General features: G+C 69.5%; 20 protein-coding genes and 1 riboswitch. Of the genes, 12 read left to right on the plus strand and 8 right to left on the minus strand.

Annotation, left to right across the window (positions count from 1 at the left end):
- The first annotated feature begins 110 nt into the window (after nucleotides 1-110).
- The 10 genes from clsA to MQP27_RS47410 all read left to right on the plus strand — a co-directional run bounded on the left by clsA (nucleotide 111) and on the right by MQP27_RS47410 (nucleotide 10,189).
- Entirely contained in the window at nucleotides 111-719 is a 609-nt protein-coding gene (gene clsA, locus MQP27_RS47365; protein ID WP_133047467.1) for a cardiolipin synthase ClsA, read from the plus strand.
- Between the two features lie 114 nt (nucleotides 720-833).
- On the plus strand, nucleotides 834-3,329 hold the full coding sequence (locus MQP27_RS47370) for a mannose-1-phosphate guanyltransferase (RefSeq protein WP_242777623.1): 2,496 nt from the start codon (nucleotides 834-836) through the stop codon (nucleotides 3,327-3,329).
- Nucleotides 3,330-3,436: 107 nt separating this feature from the next.
- Nucleotides 3,437-4,342, plus strand: a complete 906-nt coding sequence (locus MQP27_RS47375; protein WP_242777625.1) for a DUF881 domain-containing protein — start codon at nucleotides 3,437-3,439, stop codon at nucleotides 4,340-4,342.
- Nucleotides 4,339-4,671: a small basic family protein gene (locus MQP27_RS47380; RefSeq protein ID WP_003988855.1), complete on the plus strand. Its 333-nt coding sequence runs from the start codon at nucleotides 4,339-4,341 to the stop codon at nucleotides 4,669-4,671. Before MQP27_RS47375 ends, MQP27_RS47380 begins: the two co-directional genes overlap by 4 nt.
- 5 nt (nucleotides 4,672-4,676) lie before the next feature.
- Nucleotides 4,677-5,513, plus strand: a complete 837-nt coding sequence (locus MQP27_RS47385; protein WP_242777627.1) for a DUF881 domain-containing protein — start codon at nucleotides 4,677-4,679, stop codon at nucleotides 5,511-5,513.
- A 61-nt stretch (nucleotides 5,514-5,574) separates the two neighbouring features.
- A complete protein-coding gene (locus MQP27_RS47390; protein WP_242777628.1) occupies nucleotides 5,575-6,483 on the plus strand; it encodes an FHA domain-containing protein in 909 nt (302 codons plus the stop codon).
- A 40-nt stretch (nucleotides 6,484-6,523) separates the two neighbouring features.
- Entirely contained in the window at nucleotides 6,524-7,261 is a 738-nt protein-coding gene (gene ftsR, locus MQP27_RS47395; RefSeq protein ID WP_242777630.1) for a transcriptional regulator FtsR, read from the plus strand.
- An 85-nt stretch (nucleotides 7,262-7,346) separates the two neighbouring features.
- Nucleotides 7,347-7,820, plus strand: a complete 474-nt coding sequence (locus MQP27_RS47400; RefSeq protein WP_004002801.1) for a bifunctional nuclease family protein — start codon at nucleotides 7,347-7,349, stop codon at nucleotides 7,818-7,820.
- Between the two features lie 259 nt (nucleotides 7,821-8,079).
- Nucleotides 8,080-8,724: a MerR family transcriptional regulator gene (locus MQP27_RS47405; RefSeq protein WP_242777632.1), complete on the plus strand. Its 645-nt coding sequence runs from the start codon at nucleotides 8,080-8,082 to the stop codon at nucleotides 8,722-8,724.
- A gap of 82 nt (nucleotides 8,725-8,806) precedes the next feature.
- Nucleotides 8,807-10,189 (plus strand): DNA polymerase IV, encoded by a 1,383-nt coding sequence (locus MQP27_RS47410; RefSeq protein ID WP_242777634.1) that lies wholly within the window; start codon nucleotides 8,807-8,809, stop codon nucleotides 10,187-10,189.
- A gap of 25 nt (nucleotides 10,190-10,214) precedes the next feature.
- Here the strand turns inward: MQP27_RS47410 and MQP27_RS47415 are convergent, their stop codons facing one another.
- Nucleotides 10,215-10,592, minus strand: a complete 378-nt coding sequence (locus MQP27_RS47415) for a PRC-barrel domain-containing protein (RefSeq protein ID WP_242777636.1) — start codon at nucleotides 10,590-10,592, stop codon at nucleotides 10,215-10,217.
- 114 nt (nucleotides 10,593-10,706) lie between these two features.
- Nucleotides 10,707-10,803: riboswitch (glycine riboswitch) on the plus strand.
- A gap of 176 nt (nucleotides 10,804-10,979) precedes the next feature.
- Here MQP27_RS47415 and gcvP point away from each other — a divergent pair.
- Nucleotides 10,980-13,865: an aminomethyl-transferring glycine dehydrogenase gene (gene gcvP / locus MQP27_RS47420; protein WP_242777638.1), complete on the plus strand. Its 2,886-nt coding sequence runs from the start codon at nucleotides 10,980-10,982 to the stop codon at nucleotides 13,863-13,865.
- Between the two features lie 62 nt (nucleotides 13,866-13,927).
- Here the strand turns inward: gcvP and MQP27_RS47425 are convergent, their stop codons facing one another.
- The 5 genes from MQP27_RS47425 to MQP27_RS47445 all read right to left on the minus strand — a co-directional run bounded on the left by MQP27_RS47425 (nucleotide 13,928) and on the right by MQP27_RS47445 (nucleotide 18,122).
- Entirely contained in the window at nucleotides 13,928-14,347 is a 420-nt protein-coding gene (locus MQP27_RS47425) for a TOBE domain-containing protein (protein WP_242777640.1), read from the minus strand.
- Between the two features lie 27 nt (nucleotides 14,348-14,374).
- Nucleotides 14,375-15,706 (minus strand): ABC transporter ATP-binding protein, encoded by a 1,332-nt coding sequence (locus tag MQP27_RS47430; RefSeq protein WP_242777642.1) that lies wholly within the window; start codon nucleotides 15,704-15,706, stop codon nucleotides 14,375-14,377.
- A 106-nt stretch (nucleotides 15,707-15,812) separates the two neighbouring features.
- Nucleotides 15,813-16,709, minus strand: a complete 897-nt coding sequence (gene modB / locus MQP27_RS47435) for a molybdate ABC transporter permease subunit (protein WP_242777644.1) — start codon at nucleotides 16,707-16,709, stop codon at nucleotides 15,813-15,815.
- A complete protein-coding gene (gene modA, locus MQP27_RS47440) occupies nucleotides 16,706-17,536 on the minus strand; it encodes a molybdate ABC transporter substrate-binding protein (RefSeq protein ID WP_242777646.1) in 831 nt (276 codons plus the stop codon). Before modA ends, modB begins: the two co-directional genes overlap by 4 nt.
- Nucleotides 17,537-17,726: 190 nt before the next feature.
- Complete coding sequence (locus MQP27_RS47445; RefSeq protein WP_242777648.1) at nucleotides 17,727-18,122, minus strand: TOBE domain-containing protein; 396 nt, start codon at nucleotides 18,120-18,122, stop codon at nucleotides 17,727-17,729.
- A gap of 61 nt (nucleotides 18,123-18,183) precedes the next feature.
- Between MQP27_RS47445 and MQP27_RS47450 the strand changes: the two genes are divergently transcribed.
- A complete protein-coding gene (locus tag MQP27_RS47450; RefSeq protein WP_242777650.1) occupies nucleotides 18,184-18,390 on the plus strand; it encodes a hypothetical protein in 207 nt (68 codons plus the stop codon).
- Here the strand turns inward: MQP27_RS47450 and MQP27_RS47455 are convergent.
- Complete coding sequence (locus MQP27_RS47455) at nucleotides 18,368-18,886, minus strand: hypothetical protein (RefSeq protein WP_242777652.1); 519 nt, start codon at nucleotides 18,884-18,886, stop codon at nucleotides 18,368-18,370. The two genes, MQP27_RS47450 and MQP27_RS47455, sit on opposite strands and share 23 nt — an antisense overlap.
- A 126-nt stretch (nucleotides 18,887-19,012) precedes the next feature.
- Nucleotides 19,013-20,965 carry an APC family permease gene (locus tag MQP27_RS47460; RefSeq protein ID WP_242777654.1) on the minus strand — a complete coding sequence of 651 codons (1,953 nt, stop codon included), beginning with the start codon at nucleotides 20,963-20,965 and terminating at the stop codon, nucleotides 19,013-19,015.
- Nucleotides 20,966-21,303 lie beyond the last annotated feature (338 nt).

Raw genomic sequence — 21,303 nt, forward strand, 5'->3', positions numbered from 1 at the left:
TTCTTTTAGAGCTCTGGCTCTTGGGTACACAAGCCCAAGAGCCAGAGCTTTTTTGCGTTGAGGTAAGGTCAGGGGGCATCGTTGGCTCGTTTCCCACAGGAGGCCCCCGGGTGGAGGTCCAGGAGACCCGCGTCCAGACGGACCGGGTCCTCACCATCCCCAACATCCTCAGCATGGCGCGTCTCGTCGGCGTACCGATCTTCCTGTGGCTGATTCTCCGGCCCGAGTTCGGGGGGCCGAAGAGCGACGGCTGGGCGCTGCTGGTGCTGGCCCTGAGCGGGATCAGCGACTACCTGGACGGCAAGCTCGCACGTCGTTGGAACCAGATCAGCAGTCTGGGCCGGCTTCTCGATCCCGCGGCCGACCGGCTCTACATTCTCTCGACTTTGGTCGGTCTCACCTGGCGCGAGATTCTGCCAATCTGGTTGACCGCTGTACTTCTGGCGCGAGAGCTGGTCCTGCTGGTGATGGTGGGCATCCTCAGGCGGCACGGCTATCCGCCGCCGCAGGTGAACTTCCTGGGGAAGGCGGCCACCTTCAACCTGATGTACGCCTTCCCGTTGCTCCTGCTCAGTGACGGAAGTGGATGGATCTCGTCACTCGCTGCTATTTTCGGATGGGCGTTCGCAGGTTGGGGTACAACCCTGTACTGGTGGGCAGGAGTCCTCTACGTGGTACAAGTCCGCCGCCTGGTCCGTGCGGACGCCATGGCCGACTGAACTCGTCGATTGCCCGGCCGTAGTGGCTCGATGGCTTCCGGCGGAAAAGTGCGGGACAATCTTGACGGGTGAAGTCGGCTAGACCGTCGTCTCTTTGAGGAGGACGCTTCCGACATGAAGGCCGTCGTGATGGCCGGAGGTGAAGGCACACGCCTTCGCCCCATGACCTCTAGCATGCCCAAGCCGCTCCTGCCTGTGGCCAACCGCCCGATCATGGAGCATGTGCTGAGGCTGCTCAAAAGGCATGGGCTGAACGAGACCGTCGTAACTGTCCAGTTCCTGGCCTCATTGGTCAAGAACTACTTCGGCGACGGAGAAGAGCTCGGAATGGAGCTCTCCTATGCCAACGAGGAGAAGCCACTCGGTACCGCCGGAAGCGTCAAGAACGCCGAAGAGGCGTTGAAGGACGATGCTTTCCTCGTCATCTCCGGCGATGCGCTGACCGACTTCGATCTCACCGAGCTCATCAATTTCCACAAGGAAAAGGGTGCGCTCGTCACCGTCTGTCTGACCCGTGTGCCCAATCCGCTGGAATTCGGCATCACGATCGTCGACGAAGAGGGGAAGGTCGAGCGTTTCCTGGAGAAGCCGACCTGGGGGCAGGTCTTCTCCGACACCGTGAACACGGGCATCTACGTCATGGAGCCCGAGGTCTTCGACTATGTCGAGGCCGATGTGCCCGTCGACTGGTCCGGCGATGTCTTTCCGCAGCTGATGAAGGAGGGCAAGCCGATCTACGGCTATGTCGCCGAGGGCTACTGGGAGGACGTCGGCACGCACGAGAGCTATGTGAAGGCCCAGGCCGACGTCCTGGAGGGCAAGGTCGACGTCGAGCTCGACGGCTTCGAGATCTCACCGGGTGTGTGGGTGGCGGAAGGTGCTGAAGTGCATCCCGATGCCGTTCTGCGCGGGCCGCTCTACATCGGCGACTACGCCAAGGTCGAGGCCGGTGCGGAAATCCGTGAGCACACCGTCGTGGGCTCGAACGTCGTCGTGAAGAGCGGCGCCTTTCTGCACAAGGCCGTCGTCCACGACAACGTGTACGTCGGGCAGCACAGCAATCTTCGTGGCTGTGTCGTCGGAAAGAACACCGACATCATGCGTGCCGCACGGATCGAGGACGGCGCGGTCATCGGTGACGAGTGCCTGATCGGTGAAGAATCGATCGTTCAGGGCAATGTCCGGGTCTACCCGTTCAAGACCATCGAGGCCGGCGCCTTCGTCAACACCTCGGTCATCTGGGAGTCGAGGGGGCAGGCCCATCTCTTCGGCGCCCGCGGGGTGTCCGGCATCCTGAACGTGGAAATCACGCCCGAACTCGCGGTGCGCCTCGCCGGCGCCTATGCGACGACGCTCAAGAAGGGCTCCACCGTCACCACGGCCCGCGACCACTCCCGTGGTGCGCGTGCCCTCAAGCGGGCGGTGATCTCCGCTCTGCAGGCCAGCGCCATCGACGTACGAGACCTGGAGAACGTACCGTTGCCGGTTGCCCGGCAGCAGACCGCGCGGGGCAGTGCCGGCGGGATCATGATCCGGACCACACTCGGGGTGCCGGACTCCGTGGACATCATGTTCTTCGACGGGCAGGGCGCCGACCTGTCGCAGGGCAGTCAGCGGAAGCTGGACCGGGTGTTCGCGCGGCAGGAGTACCGGCGTGCGTTCCCAGGTGAGATCGGGGATCTGCACTTCCCGGCCAGCGTCTTCGACTCGTACACCGGGTCGCTGCTGCGCAATGTCGACACTACCGGGATCGCCGAGTCCGGGCTGAAGGTCGTCGTCGACGCGTCGAACGGCAGTGCGGGGCTTGTGCTGCCCAGCCTGCTCGGCAAGTTGGGCGTGGACTCGCTGACCATCAACCCGGGGCTCGACGAGTCCCGGCCCACCGAGACCGCCGACGTACGGCGGTCGGGGCTGGTTCGGCTCGGTGAGATCGTCGCGTCCTCTCGTGCCGCCTTCGGTGTGCGCTTCGACCCCGTCGGCGAGCGGCTGTCGCTGGTCGACGAGAAGGGGCGGATCGTCGAGGACGACCGGGCGCTGCTCGTGATGCTCGACCTGGTGGCGGCGGAGCGGCGCAGCGGGCGTGTGGCGCTGCCGGTTACCACGACCCGTATCGCCGAGCAGGTGGCGGCGTACCACGGGACACAGGTGGAGTGGACGACCACCTCGCCCGATGACCTGACCCGGGTCGGACGTGACGAGTCGACCATCTTCGGCGGCGACGGCAAGGGCGGCTTCATCGTCCCGGAGTTCAGCAGTGTCTTCGACGGTACGGCGGCCTTCGTACGGTTGATCGGGCTGGTGGCGCGGACGCAGCTCACGCTCAGCCAGATCGACGCACGGATCCCGCGTGCGCACGTCCTGAAGCGGGATCTGGCGACTCCCTGGGCCGTCAAGGGACTTGTGATGCGGCGGGTCGTCGAGGAGGCCGGAGACCGCTTCGTGGACACCACCGACGGCGTGCGGGTGGTGGAGACCGACGGGCGCTGGGTGATGGTGCTGCCCGACCCGGCGGAGGCGGTCACCCATCTGTGGGCGGAAGGGCCGGACGACGCCTCCGCGCAGGCCCTGCTCGACGAGTGGTCGGCGGTCGTGGACAGCGCCGGGCGCTGAGAGAAGCAGCACGCGCGCGTGCCGGGCAGGTGTCCTCAAGGGGGCCTGTCCGGCACGCCGGTGGGGCCATTCGGAGGTAGTGGTCGCGACATGCGACGATGTGCGGCATGCCGCAGCAGCCCCCCGTTCGGAGCACACCCACGCGACCCTCGCGTCCGGACGCATCCATGTCGCTGCTCACCAACGTCATGGATCACAGCCTCGACGACGGATACGCCGAGGCCGCCGCCCGGAAGAAGGCGGAGGGCGCCGGCGGGATGCCGAACACCCTCCGAGCCAAGCTGGGGCTGGCCGCCGGACTCGTGCTCGCCGCCCTGGTGGTCACCGTCGGTGCGGCACAGGCACGCGTGGCGGCTCCGGTCGTGGCCAAGGAGCGCCAGGAGCTGATCGACCGCATCGACCGGGAGACGGCCGCCGCGGACAAGCTGGAGGGCTCCGTCGACAAGCTCCGCGACGACGTGAGCGCGAGCCAGCGCGAAGCCCTCAAGAAGAGCGGCAGCGGCGACCAGAGCGAACTCGTGGGCGTCCTTTCCGGCGCCGTCGAAGTACACGGACCGGGCGTGAAACTGGTCGTCAACGACGCCAAGGAAGCGACCAGCGGCGGCAACGGCAACCCGCGTGAGACCTCCGACTTCTCCGACACCGGCCGGGTCCGCGACCGCGACATGCAGCGCGTGGTCAACGGGCTGTGGGAGTCGGGGGCCGAGGCCATCTCCATCAACGGGCAGCGGCTGACGGCACTGTCGGCGATCAGGGCCGCGGGTGACGCGATACTGGTCGACAACAAGCCCCTGGTTCCGCCCTATACGGTGCTCGCCGTGGGCAACGGCAAGCAGTTGAGCACCAGGTTCCAGGACAGCGCCGACGGGCTGTATCTGCACGCCCTGCAGGAGAACTACGGCATCCGGACGGGCATTTCCGTCGAGGACGACCTCCGGCTGCCCGCAGCACCGAGTGTGATCGTACGTACAGCACAGCCGAGCACCGAGAAAACTGAGAAGGGCACATCGTGATCGCCGTACTGGGCCTCGTCGTGGGAGTCGTGGCCGGACTGTTGGTCCGGCCTGAGGTTCCGGCGGTCGTCGAGCCTTATCTGCCGATCGCCGTCGTCGCGGCGCTGGACGCCGTCTTCGGCGGTCTGCGGGCCATGCTCGACGGCATCTTCGACGACAAGGTCTTCGTGGTCTCGTTCCTGTCGAACGTGGTCGTCGCCGCGCTGATCGTGTTCCTGGGCGACAAGTTGGGCGTCGGCGCCCAGCTGTCCACCGGTGTCGTCGTCGTTCTCGGTATCCGCATCTTCTCGAACGCCGCCGCGATCCGCCGGCACGTGTTCCGGGCGTGAGGCCGATGACCGACAAGGAAGAGACGCCCGAGAACAGGCTGCGCAAGGAGCTGCCCGAAGAAGTGCCCGCGGAGACCTCCGAGGGCGCGGCCGACGCTCCGGAGGAGAAGCAGCCCGAGCTGACCGGCCGGCAGCGGCTGGCCAAGGGCCTGTGGCCGCCGCGCGTCACCCGGGCCCAACTCATCGTCGCCCTGCTGCTGTTCGGCCTCGGCTTCGGGCTGGCCGTCCAGGTCGCCTCGAACAGCGACAGCGACAGTGCGCTGCGCGGTGCGCGTCAGGAAGATCTTGTTCGCATCCTCGATGAACTCGACGACCGTACTCAGCGTCTTGAGGACGAGAAGCAGGGACTGGAGAAGCAGCGCGACGAGCTGGAGAACAGCTCCGACCAGGCCGAGGAGGCCCGCAAGCAGACGGTCGAGAAGGAGAAGCAACTCGGCATTCTGGCGGGCACGGTGGCCGCGCAGGGACCCGGCATCACGATGACGATCGAGGACACGAAGGGGACGGTCGAGGCGGACATGCTGCTCGACGCGATCCAGGAGCTGCGCGCGGCCGGGGCGGAGGCGATCCAGGTGAACGACGTGCGTGTGGTGGCGGGCACCTATCTCACGGACTCGGGCAAGAGCGTGAGCGTCGACGGGAACAAGATCAACGCTCCCTATCGTTTCAAGGTCATCGGCAAGCCGGAGGACCTCGAACCGGCGCTCAACATCCCTGGAGGCGTGGTGCAGACTCTCGAGAAGGAGCAGGCCACGGTCACCGTGGAGCGATCGAGCAAGATCGTCGTTGATGCCTTGCGAGCGGCGAAGCAGCCTGACTACGCTCGGTCGTCCTCCCAGTGAACCGGGGGTGCATGGGGGACGTCCGGCAGGGGCATGAGGTTGCGGGGGGTCGGCGCACCGAATGGGTGGTGCGTGGTGGAAACTGTCTGGTGGTTACGGACGTTGTGAGGATGTCCGGGTCGGCCGGCGTATTGAGTCAGGGTTCGTCCTGCCCCACGGGCGGGTCTGTTTCGGTCAAGGGGAATCGCCCGTGAAGTTGTTTCAGAGGTTGTTCGGCAAGAGCGCGCGAGAGGGCAGCGACAGCAACGCGACCGCTCGCCATCGCGCACAGCCAGACGCAGAGGGTCAGCGGCCCCTGTTCCGCGATCAGGTCGCTGGTCCGGGCGGTGACATTTCCGGAGGTCAGGGCGCGCCGTCTGTTGACCCTGCGCAGTCCGGCGGCATAGGTTTCGGGCAACCGTCAACCTCAAGTACGGGTGGAGGGTTTTCCCCTATGTCGGCCCTGGTGTGTACGAGGTGCGGTAACCGCAACGCGGAGAACAGCCGCTTCTGCTCCAACTGCGGCGCTCCCCTGCGGCCCGGGGCCACTCCCGAGCGACCGTCCGAGACCACGTCCACGATCTCCATTTCCGGCCTCGAGGCGTACGACGCCGAGGCCACCGGCCAGACCCAGCTGCCGGCCCTCTCTCCCGAGGCGCAGGCGGCCGTGGACGCGCTCCCGATGGGTTCCGCGCTCCTGGTGGTCCGCCGCGGGCCGAACTCGGGCAGCCGCTTCCTGCTGGACGGCGACCTGACCACGGCCGGGCGTCACCCGCAGAGCGACATCTTCCTGGACGACGTGACGGTCTCGCGCCGGCACGTGGAGTTCCGCCGCGGCGCGGACGGCTCGTTCACGGTGGCCGACGTGGGCAGCCTCAACGGCACGTACGTCAACCGCGAGCGGATCGACCAGGTCGGCCTGAACAACGGCGACGAGGTGCAGATCGGCAAGTACCGGCTGGTGTTCTACGCGAGCCAGCGCGGCTACTGAGCCGCCCCGGCCCGGTCCGGGGAATCCCCAGGGAAGGTCCATGCTTCAAACACCGAGCGGTGGTGCCGGCCACGGCACCGCCGCCACGGACAGTGGGCTGATGAGCATCGGCACGGTGCTGAACGTGCTGCGCGACGAGTTCCCCGAAGTGACCATCTCCAAGATCCGGTTCCTGGAGTCGGAAGGGCTGATCGAGCCGCAGCGGACCCCCTCGGGGTACCGGAAATTCACCGCGGGGGACGTCGAGCGCCTCGGTCACGTCCTGAGAATGCAGCGGGACCACTATCTGCCCCTCAAGGTGATCCGAGAGCACCTGGACGCCATGGAGCGCGGCGAGGCGGCCCCCTTGCCCACCGTGGGCCGTCAGCGGGACGGGGAGCCCGTCCTGGAGGTCTCCGAGGGCCCCACCGCGGCCCGGATCGGGCGGGCCGAGCTACTCGCGGCGGCCGACATCGGCGACGAGGAGCTCCAGGAGTGGGAGTCGTACGGACTCCTCGCACCGCTGCCCGACGGTGCCTACGACGCCGAGGCGGTCACCGTGGCCTCGCTCGTCGTGGAGCTGGGACGGTTCGGGATCGAGCCGCGCCACCTTCGGGCGATGAAAGCCGCCGCGGACCGTGAGGCCGGGCTCGTGGACCAGGTGGTGGCCCCGCTCAAGCGCCACCGCAATCCGCAGACCAGAGCGCACGCCGAGGCCCGTACGAAGGAACTGGCGGCGCTCACGGTGCGGCTGCACGCGGCCCTCGTGCAGACCGCGCTCGGCGTACGCCTGCCCTGAGCCGGGCGGGTGTGCGAAGGCCGGATAGGCCCCCCGTTCTCTGCCCGACTACCCAAACGTCCCGGGCACGTCCTAGGGTTGCTGTGTGAACGAGCTCGATGTCGTAGGTGTCCGGGTCGAAATGCCCTCCAACCAACCGATCGTGCTCCTGCGTGAAGTGGGAGGCGACCGCTACCTCCCCATCTGGATCGGGCCCGGGGAGGCGACGGCGATCGCCTTCGCCCAGCAGGGCATGGCCCCCGCACGACCGCTGACCCACGACCTGTTCAAGGACGTGCTGGAGGCCGTCGGCCAGGAGCTCACCGAAGTGCGCATCACGGATCTGCGTGAGGGCGTCTTCTACGCGGAGCTGGTCTTCGCCAGCGGGGTCGAGGTGAGCGCCCGTCCGTCCGATGCCATAGCGCTGGCCCTGCGCACCGGGACGCCGATCTACGGCAGCGACGGCGTGCTCGACGACGCGGGCATCGCGATCCCCGACGAGCAGGAGGACGAGGTGGAGAAGTTCCGCGAGTTCCTCGACCAGATCTCGCCGGAGGACTTCGGCACCAGCAGCCAGTGAGACGCGGCCGATTCGGCGGATCAGCGGTCCGTGACGGGTCGGTCGTGTCCGGTCACCACTGAAATGCCGGCATTTGCCACCGGCGCGTGAGAGAGTCCTGCGGCCCGTCCCGAGCGCATTCGGCTAGCCTTTCCCCGCGGTGGGGTACGGGAAACCACTCCTAGGGTGATTATCACTCGGCGTGCCGAGTGTGGCGGTCGTTGACGCACCCCTGGTGGCTGCCTACCGTCGAGGAGGCAGGTCAAGGACGGAGGTCGGCGTGAGAAGCAGCGGCGACGGTACGGCTGGGGGTGCCCCCGGACGGAGTCTGGGGGAGGGCGGCCCGTACCCGCTTCACAGCAGCGCGGCCGATCACGCTCCGCAGCGACCGGCGGCCGTGCCGAGCAGCGGAGGGGCGACGTCCATGGCGTCCGAGCAGATCGGCTATCGCGGGCCGACGGCATGTGCCGCCGCCGGCATCACCTACCGGCAACTGGACTACTGGGCGCGCACCGGACTCGTCGAGCCGAGCGTGCGACCCGCCTACGGGTCGGGGACGCAGCGGCTGTACAGCTTCCGGGACGTCGTCGTCCTGAAGATCGTCAAGCGGTTCCTGGACACCGGCGTGTCGCTGCAGAACATCCGGACCGCGGTGCAGCATCTGCGTGAGCGGGGCTTTCGGGACCTGGAGCGCATGACGCTGATGAGCGACGGCGCCACGGTCTACGAGTGCACCTCGCCCGACGAGGTCCACGCGCTCCTCCAGGGCGGCCAGGGCGTCTTCGGGATCGCCGTCGGGGTGGTGTGGCGGGACGTCGAGAGCGCGCTGTCGCAGCTGCACGGCGAGCGGATCGACACCGGCGAGACCCTGATCGGGCAGAACCCCGCGGACGAGCTGGCGCGGCGGCGCAACCGGGCTGTCTGAGCGCACGCGGGGGCTGGTGAGGGCAGAGGCCCCGGACGGTCGTTCGGGGCCATTGTCAGTGGCGTAGGGCAGCATCGGAGATGTGAGAAACGCGCCCACGATCCTGCATCTCGACATGGATGCCTTCTACGCCTCGGCGGAGCAGGCGTCCAAGCCGAGTCTGCGGGGGAAGGCCGTCGTCGTGGGCGGGCTGGGGCCGCGTGGGGTGGTGGCCACGGCCTCGTACGAGGCGCGGGTCTTCGGGGTGCGGTCGGCGATGCCGATGGCCCAGGCGCGGCGGCTGGCGCCGAACGCCGCGTATCTCGTGCCGCGCTTCGGGTTCTACCGGGCGATCAGCGAGCAGGTGATGGGGCTGCTGCACGCGTTGTCGCCGCTGGTGGAGCCGCTCAGCCTGGACGAGGCGTTCGTGGATCTGGAGGCCGGGGAGGCGGCTTGGGACGAGGCGTCGGCGCGGCTGGTGGGGGAGAAGCTGCGGGCCGACATACGGGCGGGCACGGGGCTCACCGGGTCCGTGGGGCTCGCCGCGTCCAAGATGCTCGCGAAGATCGCGTCCGAGGAGGCGAAGCCGGACGGGCTGGTGCTGATCGAGCCGGGGACCGAGCGGGCGCTGCTGGGGCCGATGCCGGTGCGGATCCTGCCGGGGGTGGGGCCGGCCACGGGGGACCATCTGCGGCGGGCCGGGATCACCACGGTCGACGAGCTGGCCGAGGCGGGGGAGGACGAGCTCGTACGGCTGCTGGGGAAGGCGCACGGGCATGCGCTGTACGCGATGGCACTGGCGCGGGACGACCGGCCCGTGGTGGCCGAGCGGGAGGCCAAGTCGGTGTCGGTCGAGGACACGTACGACGTGGACATCCATGACCGGCTGAGAGTGGGGATGGAGGTGCAGCGGCTGGCGGACCGGTGTGTGCGGCGCCTGCGGGGGGCCGGGCTGTCGGGGCGGACGATCGTGCTGAAGGTGCGTCGGTACGACTTCTCGACGCTGACCCGGTCCGAGACCTTGCGGGGCCCCACGGACGATCCGGCTGTGGTGCGGGAGGCCGCGGCTCGGTTGCTGGATTCCGTGGACACGACGGGGGGTGTGCGGTTGCTGGGGGTCGGGGTGAGCGGGCTTGCGGACTACACGCAGGAGGACCTGTTCGCGCAGGCCGCGGGGGTGGGGGAGAGCGAGGAGGCGGCTGCGGAGCACTCGGTGGAGGAGGGGAGCGAGGGGGCTGTGGAGGCGCAGGCGGCGCATGGCGAGCGGCGGTGGGCTGCGGGGCACGATGTGCGGCATGCCGAGTTCGGGCACGGGTGGGTGCAGGGGAGCGGGCTCGGGCGGGTGACCGTGCGGTTCGAGACGCCGCAGTCGGAGGTGGGGCGGGTGCGGACGTTCCGGGTCGATGATCCTGAGCTGGAGCCGGCTGAGCCGTTGCCGCTGGTGGTGGAGAGACCGGGGGCCGCGGTGGGTGGGGTGGGCGGCTAGGCGGTACCGCTGTCCCCGGGCTGCCCTACGCGTCCGCGTCCTCCGTGCCTGCCAAGTTGCCGAAATCCCGGTCCGGGAAAGGGGGTGGGGGAGCCACGTCCAGGCCGTAGTGGTGGTAGAGCTGGAGTTCCTGCTCGGGGGACAGGTGGCGGCCCACGCCGAAGTCGGGGGCGTCCTTGATCAGGGTGCGGTCGAAGGGGATGCGGAGTGTGCCTTCGACGAGTTCGCTGGGCTCCAGGGGGACGAAGGCGTCCCGGGAGAAGAGGCCGGTGCGTATGGCCGCCCACTCCGGCACGCCGGTCGCGTCGTCGAGGTAGATCTCGTCGATCGTGCCGATCTTCGTGCCGTTGCGGTCGAACGCCTTGCGGCCGATCAGGTTGCGCGGATCGATGTCGGTCTGCACGGGCCCTCCACTTGGTCGCAACTCATTCGTAAGCACTACAAAAGAGCACATTGGTGAAGGTGGCCACTCGAACGCCCGGGTGAGGTGCTCGCTTGGTAGGCTGGCAGCGGCTGCTGACCCCGTGCGGGAGAGTCTTCCGGAGATCGTCCGGAAGCGCCGAAGGAGCAAATCCTCCCCGGAATCTCTCAGGCACACGTACCGCACGGACGAGGTCACTCTGGAAAGCAGGGCGGGTGTCGACGGCTTCCGCTCTCACCGACGGTGAAAACCGGGAGCTCTTGGGCGACCCGGTGAAGCTCTCAGGTTGAGATGACAGAGGGGGAGGCCGTCGGGGTACCCGCGCCGGGGTGCCCCTCGAAGGTCGCGTCAGACCAGGAGGCCTCCGCAATGACCGCCCACCGCATTCCGCTCTCCGAGCTCGAACAGGGGATTCCCTTCGAGCAGCGTCATATCGGCCCCGATCACGAGGCGCGGGCCAAGATGCTCGCCCAGGTCGGGTACGGCTCCCTGGACGAGCTCACCGCCGCCGCGGTGCCGGATGTGATCAAGAACGCGGACGCTCTCGATCTGCCCGGGGCGCGTACCGAGGCCGAGGTGCTGGCCGAGCTGCGGTCGCTGGCCGACCGGAACCAGGTGCTCGACTCGATGATCGGGCTCGGGTACTACGGCACCTTCACGCCGCCCGTGATCCTGCGGAACGTCATGGAGAACCCGGCCTGGTACACGGCCTACACCCCGTACCAGCCGGAGATCTCCCAGGGGCGGCTGGAGGCCCTCCTCAACTTCCAGACCATGGTCGCCGACCTCACCGGGCTGCCCACCTCCGGCGCCTCGCTGCTGGACGAGGGCACGGCCGCCGCCGAGGCCATGGCTCTGTCCCGGCGCATGGGGAAGAACAAGAAGGGGCTCTTCCTCGTCGACGCGGACGTCCTTCCGCAGACCGTCGCCGTGATCCAGACGCGGGCCGAGCCGACCGGTGTGGAGGTGGTGGTCGCCGACCTGAGCGCCGGCATCCCGGCCGAGATCGCCTCCCGTGAGATCAACGGCGTGCTCGTCCAGTACCCGGGCGCCTCCGGTGCCGTACGCGACATCAAGCCGCTCATCGACCAGGCGCACGAGTTCGGCGCCCTCGTCACCGTCGCCGCCGATCTGCTCGCGCTGACGCTGCTGAAGTCGCCCGGGGAGCTCGGGGCGGACATCGCGGTCGGTACGACGCAGCGGTTCGGCGTGCCGATGGGCTTCGGCGGGCCGCACGCCGGCTACATGGCCGTGCACGAGAAGTTCGCGCGCAGCCTGCCCGGGCGGCTCGTGGGTGTGTCCGTGGACGCGGACGGGCACAAGGCGTACCGGCTGGCGCTGCAGACGCGTGAGCAGCACATCCGGCGGGAGAAGGCCACCAGCAACATCTGTACCGCGCAGGTGCTGCTCGCGGTCATGGCCGGCATGTACGCCGTGTACCACGGGCCGGAGGGGCTGAAGAGCATCGCCGGGCGGACCCACCGGTACGCCACCGTCCTTGCCGCGGGGCTCGCGGCCGGTGGGGTCGAGGTCGTGCACGGTTCGTACTTCGACACGCTGACCGTGCGTGTCGCCGGGCGGGCCGCCGAGGTCGTCGCCGCCGCTCGGGAGAACGGGGTCAATCTGCACCTCGTCGACGCCGACCATGTGTCGATCGCCTGTGACGAGACGACGCGGCGGGCCCAACTCACCGCCGTGTGGGGCGCGTTCGGGGTCGAGGGGGACATCGAGGCGCTGGACGCGGCCGTCGGGGAGGCGATTCCCGAGGGGCTGCTGCGCGATGACGACTACCTCACCCACCCCGTCTTCCACCAGCACCGCTCCGAGACGTCCATGCTGCGCTACCTGCGCAGGCTGGCCGACCGCGACTACGCGCTCGACCGCGGCATGATCCCGCTGGGCTCCTGCACCATGAAGCTCAACGCGACCACCGAGATGGAGCCGGTCACCTGGCCCGAGTTCGGGCAGCTGCACCCCTTCGCGCCGGCCGAGCAGGCGCAGGGATATCTGACGCTCATCCGTGAGCTGGAGGAGCGGCTCGCCGAGGTCACCGGGTACGACAAGGTGTCCCTGCAGCCCAACGCCGGGTCGCAGGGCGAGTTTGCCGGGCTGCTCGCCGTACGCGGATACCACCGGGCCAACGGGGACGAGCAGCGGACCGTGTGTCTGATTCCGTCGTCCGCGCACGGTACGAACGCCGCGAGCGCCGTGATGGCCGGGATGAAGGTCGTCGTCGTCAAGACCGCCGAGGACGGCGAGATCGACGTCGAGGACCTGCGGGCGAAGATCGAGCAGTACCGCGACGAGCTCGCCGTGCTGATGATCACGTACCCCTCGACGCACGGTGTGTTCGAGGAGCATGTCGCCGACATCTGCGCGCAGGTGCACGAGGCCGGCGGGCAGGTGTACGTCGACGGGGCGAACCTCAACGCCCTGGTGGGGCTTGCCAAGCCGGGGCACTTCGGCGGGGACGTGTCCCACCTGAACCTGCACAAGACCTTCTGCATCCCGCACGGCGGCGGCGGTCCGGGCGTCGGCCCGGTGGGTGTGCGTGCGCACCTGGCGCCGTATCTGCCGAACCACCCGCTGCAGCCGGCGGCCGGTCCCGAGACCGGTGTCGGGCCGATCTCGGCCGCGCCCTGGGGTTCAGCGGGGATCCTGCCCATCTCCTGGGCGTACGTACGGCTCATGGGTGGTGAGGGGCTCAAGCGGGCCACGCAGGTGGCCGTGCTGTCCGCCAACTACATCGCCAAGCGGCTGGAGCCGCACTACCCCGTGCTCTACACCGGCCCGGGCGGGCTGGTCGCGCACGAGTGCATCATCGATCTGCGGCCGCTGACCAAGGCGACCGGGGTGTCGGTGGACGATGTGGCCAAGCGGCTCATCGACTACGGCTTCCACGCGCCGACGATGTCCTTCCCGGTGGCCGGCACGCTGATGATCGAGCCGACCGAGTCCGAGGACCTGGTTGAGATCGACCGGTTCTGCGAGGCGATGATCGCCATTCGTGCGGAGATCGAGAAGGTCGGCGCGGGCGAGTGGCCGGCCGAGGACAACCCGCTGCGGAACGCTCCGCACACCGCTGCCGCGCTGGGCGGGGAGTGGGAGCACGCCTACCCGCGTGAGGAGGCCGTGTTCCCGGCGGGGGTGTCGGCCGCGGACAAGTACTGGCCGCCGGTGCGGCGGATCGACCAGGCCTTCGGGGACCGGAACCTGGTGTGCTCGTGCCCGCCGTTGGACGCGTACGAGGACTGACGTCGGTGCCGTGAGGTCGGCGCGGTGAGACAGGGCCCCGCTTCGGCGGGGCCCTGGTGTTTTCAGGCCGTGGCCAGGGAGACCTCGGTCGACTTGATCAGGGCGACGACCTGGGTGCCCTCCGCGAGGGCCAGGTCGCGGGCCGCCTCGTTGGTGATCGCGGAGGTCAGTTCGCCTCCCTCCACGGCGACCTTGACGGAGGCCATGGCGCCGCCGGACGCGATGGCGGTGATCGTGCCGGGGAGCCGGTTGCGGATGGAGAGGCCGTCGACCGGGCCGGTGGCGAGGGAGACCTCCGTCGACTTCACCAGGGCGCGGACCGCGGAGCCCGGGGCGAGGGCCAGGTCGGTCACGGCCTCGCGGGTGATCGCCGCGGTGAGGGTCTGGCCGCCGGAGAGACGGACGCCGACCGTCGCCATCGCCTCGCCGGGGGTGATGGTGGTGACGGTGCCGGGGAGCTGGTTGCGGATGCTCAGGGTCATGGGCAACACCGTAGGCCTTTGGGGGCTTTACGCCGGGTACGCGTGCGTCTGCGTCGCCTTCACCGTCGCCCAGACCGACGCACCCGGGTGCAGGTCGAGTTCGGCCGCGGCGACCGTGGTGAGGTCTGCGGCGAGGGGGAGTTCGCCGGTGAGGTCGGCGCGGATCTGGTCGCCGTGGGTCTCCAGGCCTGCCACCTCGCAGCGCCAGTGGTTGCGGGCGCTGGTGCCGGTGGGCGGGTCGCGGTGGAGGGTTACGGCGCTGGGTGGGAACGCGACGAACACCTCGCCGGTGAGGAGCTCCGTGGTCGTGATGGCCGGGCCCGCGTCGAGGTGGACCGTGTGGCCGTCCGCCCTGCCCTTGTAGAGGTTCAGGCCGACGAGTTGGGCGATGTAGTCGGTACGGGGGTGGCGGGCGATGTCGGACGGGGTGCCTTCCTGGACCACGCGGCCGTGTTCGATGACGACTAGGCGGTCGGCCAGGACCATGGCGTCCAGGGGGTCGTGGGTGACGAGGACTGCGACCGCCTCGAACTCGGCGAGGTGGTGGCGTAGTTGGGCCCTCACGTCGAGGCGGGTGCGGGCGTCCAGGGCGGCGAGGGGTTCGTCGAGGAGGAGCAGGCGGGGGTTGGTGGCCAGGGCTCGGGCGAGGGCTACGCGTTGGGCCTGGCCGCCGGAGAGGTGGCGGGGTTTGGCCGAGGCGTGTGCGGTGAGGTCCATGCGGTGCAGCCAGGCTGCGGCCTCGGCTCGGGATTCCGCCTTTGTCGCGCCCTGGCAGCGGGGGCCGAAGGCGACGTTGTCGAGGGCCGTGAGGTGGGGGAAGAGGAGGTAGTCCTGGAAGACGACGCCTACCGGGCGGGATTCGGGGGGTGTGTGGTGGAGGGGGGTGCCGTCCAGGTGGAGGTGGCCTGTGGTGAGGGGGGTGAGGCCGGCGAGGGCTCTGAGGGCGGTGGTTTTGCCTGCGCCGTTGGGGCCGAGGAGGGCGAGTACGTCGCCGGGGGCTGCGGTGAGGGTGATGTCCAGGGTGAAGTTGCGGCGGTTGATGACGAGGTGGGCGTCTAGGGCGGGGGTGGTTTGTGGGTGGGGGTGTGGGTGCGAGTGCGCGTGCGGGTGCGTGGTGGGGGCCCGGCCTTCGGCCGGGATTGTGTTCCCACCCGCACCACCCGTGCGACTTTCGTCGTCGGGTGCGGGTGGCCCCTGTGGGGGTTGAGCGCCGTTGGCGGGTGCGGGTTCGTCTTGAGGGGGGTGGGCGGCGTTGCTGGGTGCGGGTGGGTCCTGTGGGGGGTGGGTGCCGCTGGCGGGTGTGGGGGGGCTCTGGAGGGGCTGGGTGTTGTCGTTGGCTGGGGAGGGTGTGTTCTTCATCGGGACGGCGTCCAGGGGGTGTTCGGGTGGGTGCCGTCGAGCCGGGGGGTGGTTGGCGGGGGGTGTGGGGTCGGCTCGGGGGTGTCGTGGGGCTTGGGTGGGTGGTTCATGAGGGTGTCATCCAGCGGTCTCGTAGGGCTGCCAGGACTGTGATCGAGACCGCCAGGAGGACCAGGCTCAGGGCTATGGCTGCCTCCGGGTTGTTCTGGAGCGCCAAGTAGACGGCCAGCGGCATGGTCTGGGTGCGGCCGGGGAAGTTGCCCGCGAAGGTGATCGTCGCGCCGAACTCGCCCAGTGCCCGGGCCCAGGCCAGGACCGAGCCCGCTGCGATGCCGGGGGCGATCAGGGGGAGGGTGACCCGGCGGAAGGCCGTGAAGCGGGACGCGCCCAAGGTGGTTGCCGCCTCCTCGTAGCGGGGGTCGGCCGCGCGCAGTGTGCCCTCCACGCTGATGACCAGGAACGGCATCGCCACGAAGGTCTCGGCGACCACGACGCCTGTGGTCGTGAAGGGGAGGGTGATGCCGAACCAGGAGTCGAGCCACTGGCCGACCACGCCGTTGCGGCCCAGGGCGAGGAGGAGGGCCACGCCGCCCACCACGGGGGGGAGGACCAGAGGCAGGGTGACCAAGGCCCGTACGAAGCCTCGGCCCGGGAAGTCCGTGCGGGCCAGCAACCAGGCCAACGGGACTCCGATGACCAGACTCGCCGCCGTAGCCGCCGTGGCGCAGATCAGCGACAGGCGCAGGGCCTGCCAGACCTCCGCGCTGGTCAGCTGGTCCGGCATCGTGCTCCACGGGGCCCGCACGAGCAGCGCGACCAGGGGGAGGAGGAGGAAGGCCAGGCCCAGGAGGGCCGGGATGAGCAGGGGGAGGGGGACTCCGCGGCGGGCGGTGGGGTGGGCCCATGTGGTGTCCGGGCCTCGGCGGGGCGTGCGGACACGTCCGCGCCGCGGGCCGCCCTCCAGGGTGTCGGCCGCGGCGTCGGACCTGTCGGTGGGGGTCACGGCTTGAGGAACCCGGCCTCGTTCAGGACCTTCTGGCCCTCGGCGGACTGCACGAGCTGGATGAACGCCTTGGCCGCGGTGGGGTTCTTGGCGTTCTTCAGGAGGGCGATCGGGTAGTCGTTGATGGCCTTCGCCGACTCGGGGAACTCCACGCCCTCGACCTTGCTGCCCGCCGCCTTCACGTCGGTCTGGTAGACCACCGCCGCGTCGGCCTCCTTCAGCACCACCTTGTTGAGGGCCGACTTGACGTCCTCCTCGTAGGAGACCGGCGTGAGCTTCAGGCTGCTCGCGTCGAGCGCCTTCTGTGCCGCGGCGCCGCACGGCACCGTCTTGTCGCACAGCACGACCTTCAGGGAGGACTTGGTGAGGTCCTTCAGGGAGGCGACCTTGTCCGGGTTGCCCGGCAGGGTGGCGATCTCCAGCTGGTTGCGGACGAAGGTGGCCGGCGTGCCGACCGCGTCGCCCTTGTCCGTCACGATCGCCATCGTCTTCGGGCTGGCCGCGGCGAAGACGTCGGCCGGGGCGCCGCCCGTGATGCCCGCGGCGAGCGAGTCGCTGCCGCCGAAGCTGAAGGTCACCTTCGTGCCCGGGTGCTCCTTCTCGAACTCCTTGCCCAGCGTCGTGAAGCTCTCCTGCAGCGAGGCCGCCGCGAAGACGGTCACGGTGCCGGACAGCTTCGGCGACGAGGAGGCGGAGGCCGAGGTGTCGGACTTGGTGGAGTTCGAGTCCGAGTCGGAGGAGGAACAGGCGCTCAGGGCCAGCAGTGCGGCGGCTCCTGCGCCGGCCACCTGCAGAGTCCGGCGGGTCCGGCGCGCGGAACGGGTCATCACGGGTCCACTCCCTATGTCGCTTCGTGGAGGAGCCCGTCGGGCCTCTCCTGTGCGCCGATCATACTGGCGCAAATGCGAGGTGTAAGTCTCCTGTCACATCGCATGAGCTGGACCAATGGGTGGATGGGGTGTGCATGTGCGTTCATACGGGACGGGAGTGGCGGGCGGTGCGGATGCGCTCGGTGGGTCAGGCTCGGTCGATGTGGACGTTCGTCGACTTCACCCGGGCCGTGGCCTCCATGCCGACCTCCAGGCCGAGTTCCTCGACGGCCTCGCGGGTCAGCAGTGAGACCAGGCGATGCGGACCGGCCTGGATCTCGACCTGGGCCGCCACGTCGCCGAGTTTGATCGCGGTCACGATGCCCGGGAAGGCGTTGCGCACCGAGGTGTACGAGGTCTCCTCCTCGCTGGTGCCGGCCTTGGCGAGCTCGACGGAGAACGCGGCCAGGGCCCGCCCGTCGATGAGCCGCCGCCCGCTGTCGTCGCGATGGGTCGCCACCCGGCCGGCGTCCGCCCAGCGGCGCGCGGTGTCGGGGCTGACGCCGAGCAGCCGTGCTGCCTGGCCGATTGTGTAGCTCTGCATGCGGTCACGATAGGGCCGCGAACGGGCTTCGGCGGACGTGCACCCGGACCGGGACCGGGTCGTGGACGTGCTGCGCGTCGCCGGCGGGGACGGCTGGGCGGTCCCGCGGAGGCTGGAGAGCGACTCGGAGTGGGGCGAGGTGACCCTCGTCTTCACGGAGGGGGGCCTGTGGGAGTGTGGCGTCGAGATCCGCGGCCGTATGGGCTTCGGGCAGGTGGTGGTACGTCCGTGGCGGCGCGGGGTGTTCAGGAGAGTCCCGACGCCCTGAGTACCGCCAGCGCGGTCTCGTCGTCGATGCGGTGGCCGAGGCGGCGCAGCACCTCCGTGCCCTGGCGGAGCGTGCCGCGCTCCAGTGAGCGACGTACGCCCGTGTCCAGCTCGTGCCAGAGCAGCGGGTCGGCGACCAGGACGCGCGGGTCGAGTTCCAGGTTGTGGCCGTCGGTGTCGCGCAGGGCAAGGTGGCAGGAGGCGCCCTCGTACTGCCGTACCGAGACCAGGGCGTCCGTGCGGACCGTGCGGCGGTGCACCGGGCCGCTGACCGCGAGCCAGCCCGGACCCGCGGTCACGCGGGGCGGGAGCAGGACCGTGAAGACGGCCGCCGAGAGGGCGAGCCAGAGCAGCGCGCGGGCCGGGGTGAGCGTCCGCGCGTCCCAGTCGACCAGCAGAGTCATGGCGAAGAAGGCCAGTGCGCAGCACGCGGCGAGGCGGGCGCTGCCGCGCCAGTGGCGGTCGCCTGCCGGGGCCGGCGGTGTGCTCCTTCGCATGAGGCGACGGTAGGTCGGCGCACCAGTGGGTGGGCCCGCCGCTGACGCTCTTCTGACGCGGGGAGAGCGGATTCTGACGCGTTCCTTACGTCTCCCGGGTCGCGTAACCCGGCGGCCGGCCGGGGTTCAGCCGGTGTGCACCCGTGGCCGGCGCGCGCGGTCGGGCTCCGCCTCGCGCAGCACCTCGCGGGTGACCGGGGCGACCTCGCCCTGGCCGAACAGGAAGAAGCGCAGGAAGTTGGCGAACGGGCTGCCCTCGGTCCACTCGAAGTAGATGTGCGGGGTGCAGCCGGTGCTGTCGCGGACGTGCAGGAGCAGCGCGGCCAGGGCGTTCGGGATGGAGGAGGACTCCAGGGTCAGCACGCGGTAGCGGTTGTGCAGGACCTCGCCGCTCACCTTCAGGCCGGCCTCGAACTCGGACGGGTCGGTCACCGTGACCTCGACGAAGACGAAGTCCTCGCCGGGGATGTCGTTGTCGGCGCGGATCTGCTCGATCTTGTCGCGGTACTCGGCCTTGTCGCGCTGGTCGGGCTCGTTGGCGATGAACCGTATCTTCCGGCTCGACATGTCCCGGATGAAACGTTCCGCCATCGGGTCCAGCGTCACGCTGGTCACGCGCAGCTCGAAGGCGCGGGCCAGCCGGGACAGCAGCGAGACCAGGATGATGCCGGCGATGAAGCAGGCGCCGATCTTGACGCCGTCGGGGCGTTCGACGACGTTCGCGCCGGTGACGTACAACAGGACCGCCGAGACCGCCGCGAAGCCGATGGTCCAGCCCTTCTGCCCGGCGCGGCGGGCGGCGATGGTCACCGCGATCGCGGCCGAGGACATGAGCACCAGGACACCGGTGGCGTAGGCGCCGCCCTGGGCGTCGACGTCGGCGTCGAAGATCCAGGTGACCAGGAAGGCGATCAGGGTGAAGACGATGACCATCGGGCGGACGGCGCGGGCCCAGTGCGGGGCCATGCCGTAGCGGGGCAGGTAGCGCGGCATCAGGTTGAGCAGGCCGGCCATTGCGGAGGCGCCCGCGAACCAGAGGATGGCGATCGTGGACACGTCGTAGACCGTGCCGAAGGCGTTGCCCAGGTAGTCGTGGGCCAGGTAGGCGAGGGCGCGGCCGTTGGCCTGGCCGCCGGACTTGAACTCCTTCTCCGGGATCAGCACGGTGGTGATGAAGCTCGTGACGATCAGGAAGACGCTCATGATCAGGGCGGCGGCCGTCAGGAGCTTCTTGGTGTCCCGGATCCGGCCCTTGGGGTTCTCCTCGGTGTCGTCCGAGTCGCCCTGGACGTGCGGCATGACGGCCACGCCGGTCTCGAAGCCGGAGAGGCCGAGCGCGAGCTTGGGGAAGACCAGCAGGGACACGCCGATCATCGCGAAGACGTTGCCGTGCTCGGTCGTCAGGGCGCTGGTCCAGTCGGTGACGACGTGCCCGGCGGTGATCACGTGCCACATGCCGACCACCACGACGACGGCGTTGAGGCCGAGGTAGGCCACCACCAGGGCCACCGCGACGCCGATCGCCTCCAGGAAGCCCTTGAGGAAGACCGCGCCGAGCAGGGCGACCAGGACCAGGGTGATCACCATCTGCCTGCCGTGCAGAACGCTGGTCAGGTGCGGGTTCTCGACCATGTGCGTGGCCGCGTCGGCCGCGGAGAGGGTGATGGTGATCAGGAAGTCGGTCGCGGCGAAGCCGAGCAGGGCGAGGACGAAGAGCTTGCCCTTCCAGAACGACAGCAGGCGCTCCAGCATCGCGATAGAGCCCTCGCCGTGCGGGCTCTCCTCGGCCACCCGCCGGTAGACGGGCAGCGCGCCCGCCAGGGTCACGATCACCAGCACGATCGTCGCGATGGGTGACAGCAGGCCGGCCGCGAGGGCGGCGATGCCCGGCTGGTAGCCGAGCGTGGAGAAGTAGTCGACACCGGTCAGGCACATCACGCGGTACCAGCGCTGCCCCTTGTGGACCGGCTCCGACTCGGCCGGCGGCGCCGCGTGGGCGGTGCCCTTGCCCATGTCGGAGAGGCCTTCCAGCATCCAGGCGCGCAGGCGACTGGGTGGGGGGTGCTCGGTGGTGGCCATCGGCGTGCTCCTGATGTGCGGCTCAGCGTGTGGGTTCCGGCCATCACGCGGACGGCGGCACCAGCGTAAGCGGAGAGTGACGCGAGGGCCCACGGCTGAGGGCGTCGCGGGCGTCAAGCTTCCGTTAAGACTGGCCGGTCAGCGGGCTGCGGCGGCGGAATGGGAGGTTATGGGGTGCTTTGCCGTGATTGCTCCGTGCGAGGGGAAGGGCGTCGCCGGGCCGGGGTGGACACCCTGCGTCATGGTGACGGGGCACGGGCGGGTGGTCTTGACGTTCCCTTGACGCAATCTTGAGAGCTGTCAGGTACACGGCCGGAACAGCCCTCGCGGGCCGGGCC

The organism is Streptomyces cylindrosporus, assembly GCF_022698165.1.
Taxonomy (GTDB): domain Bacteria; phylum Actinomycetota; class Actinomycetes; order Streptomycetales; family Streptomycetaceae; genus Streptomyces; species Streptomyces cylindrosporus.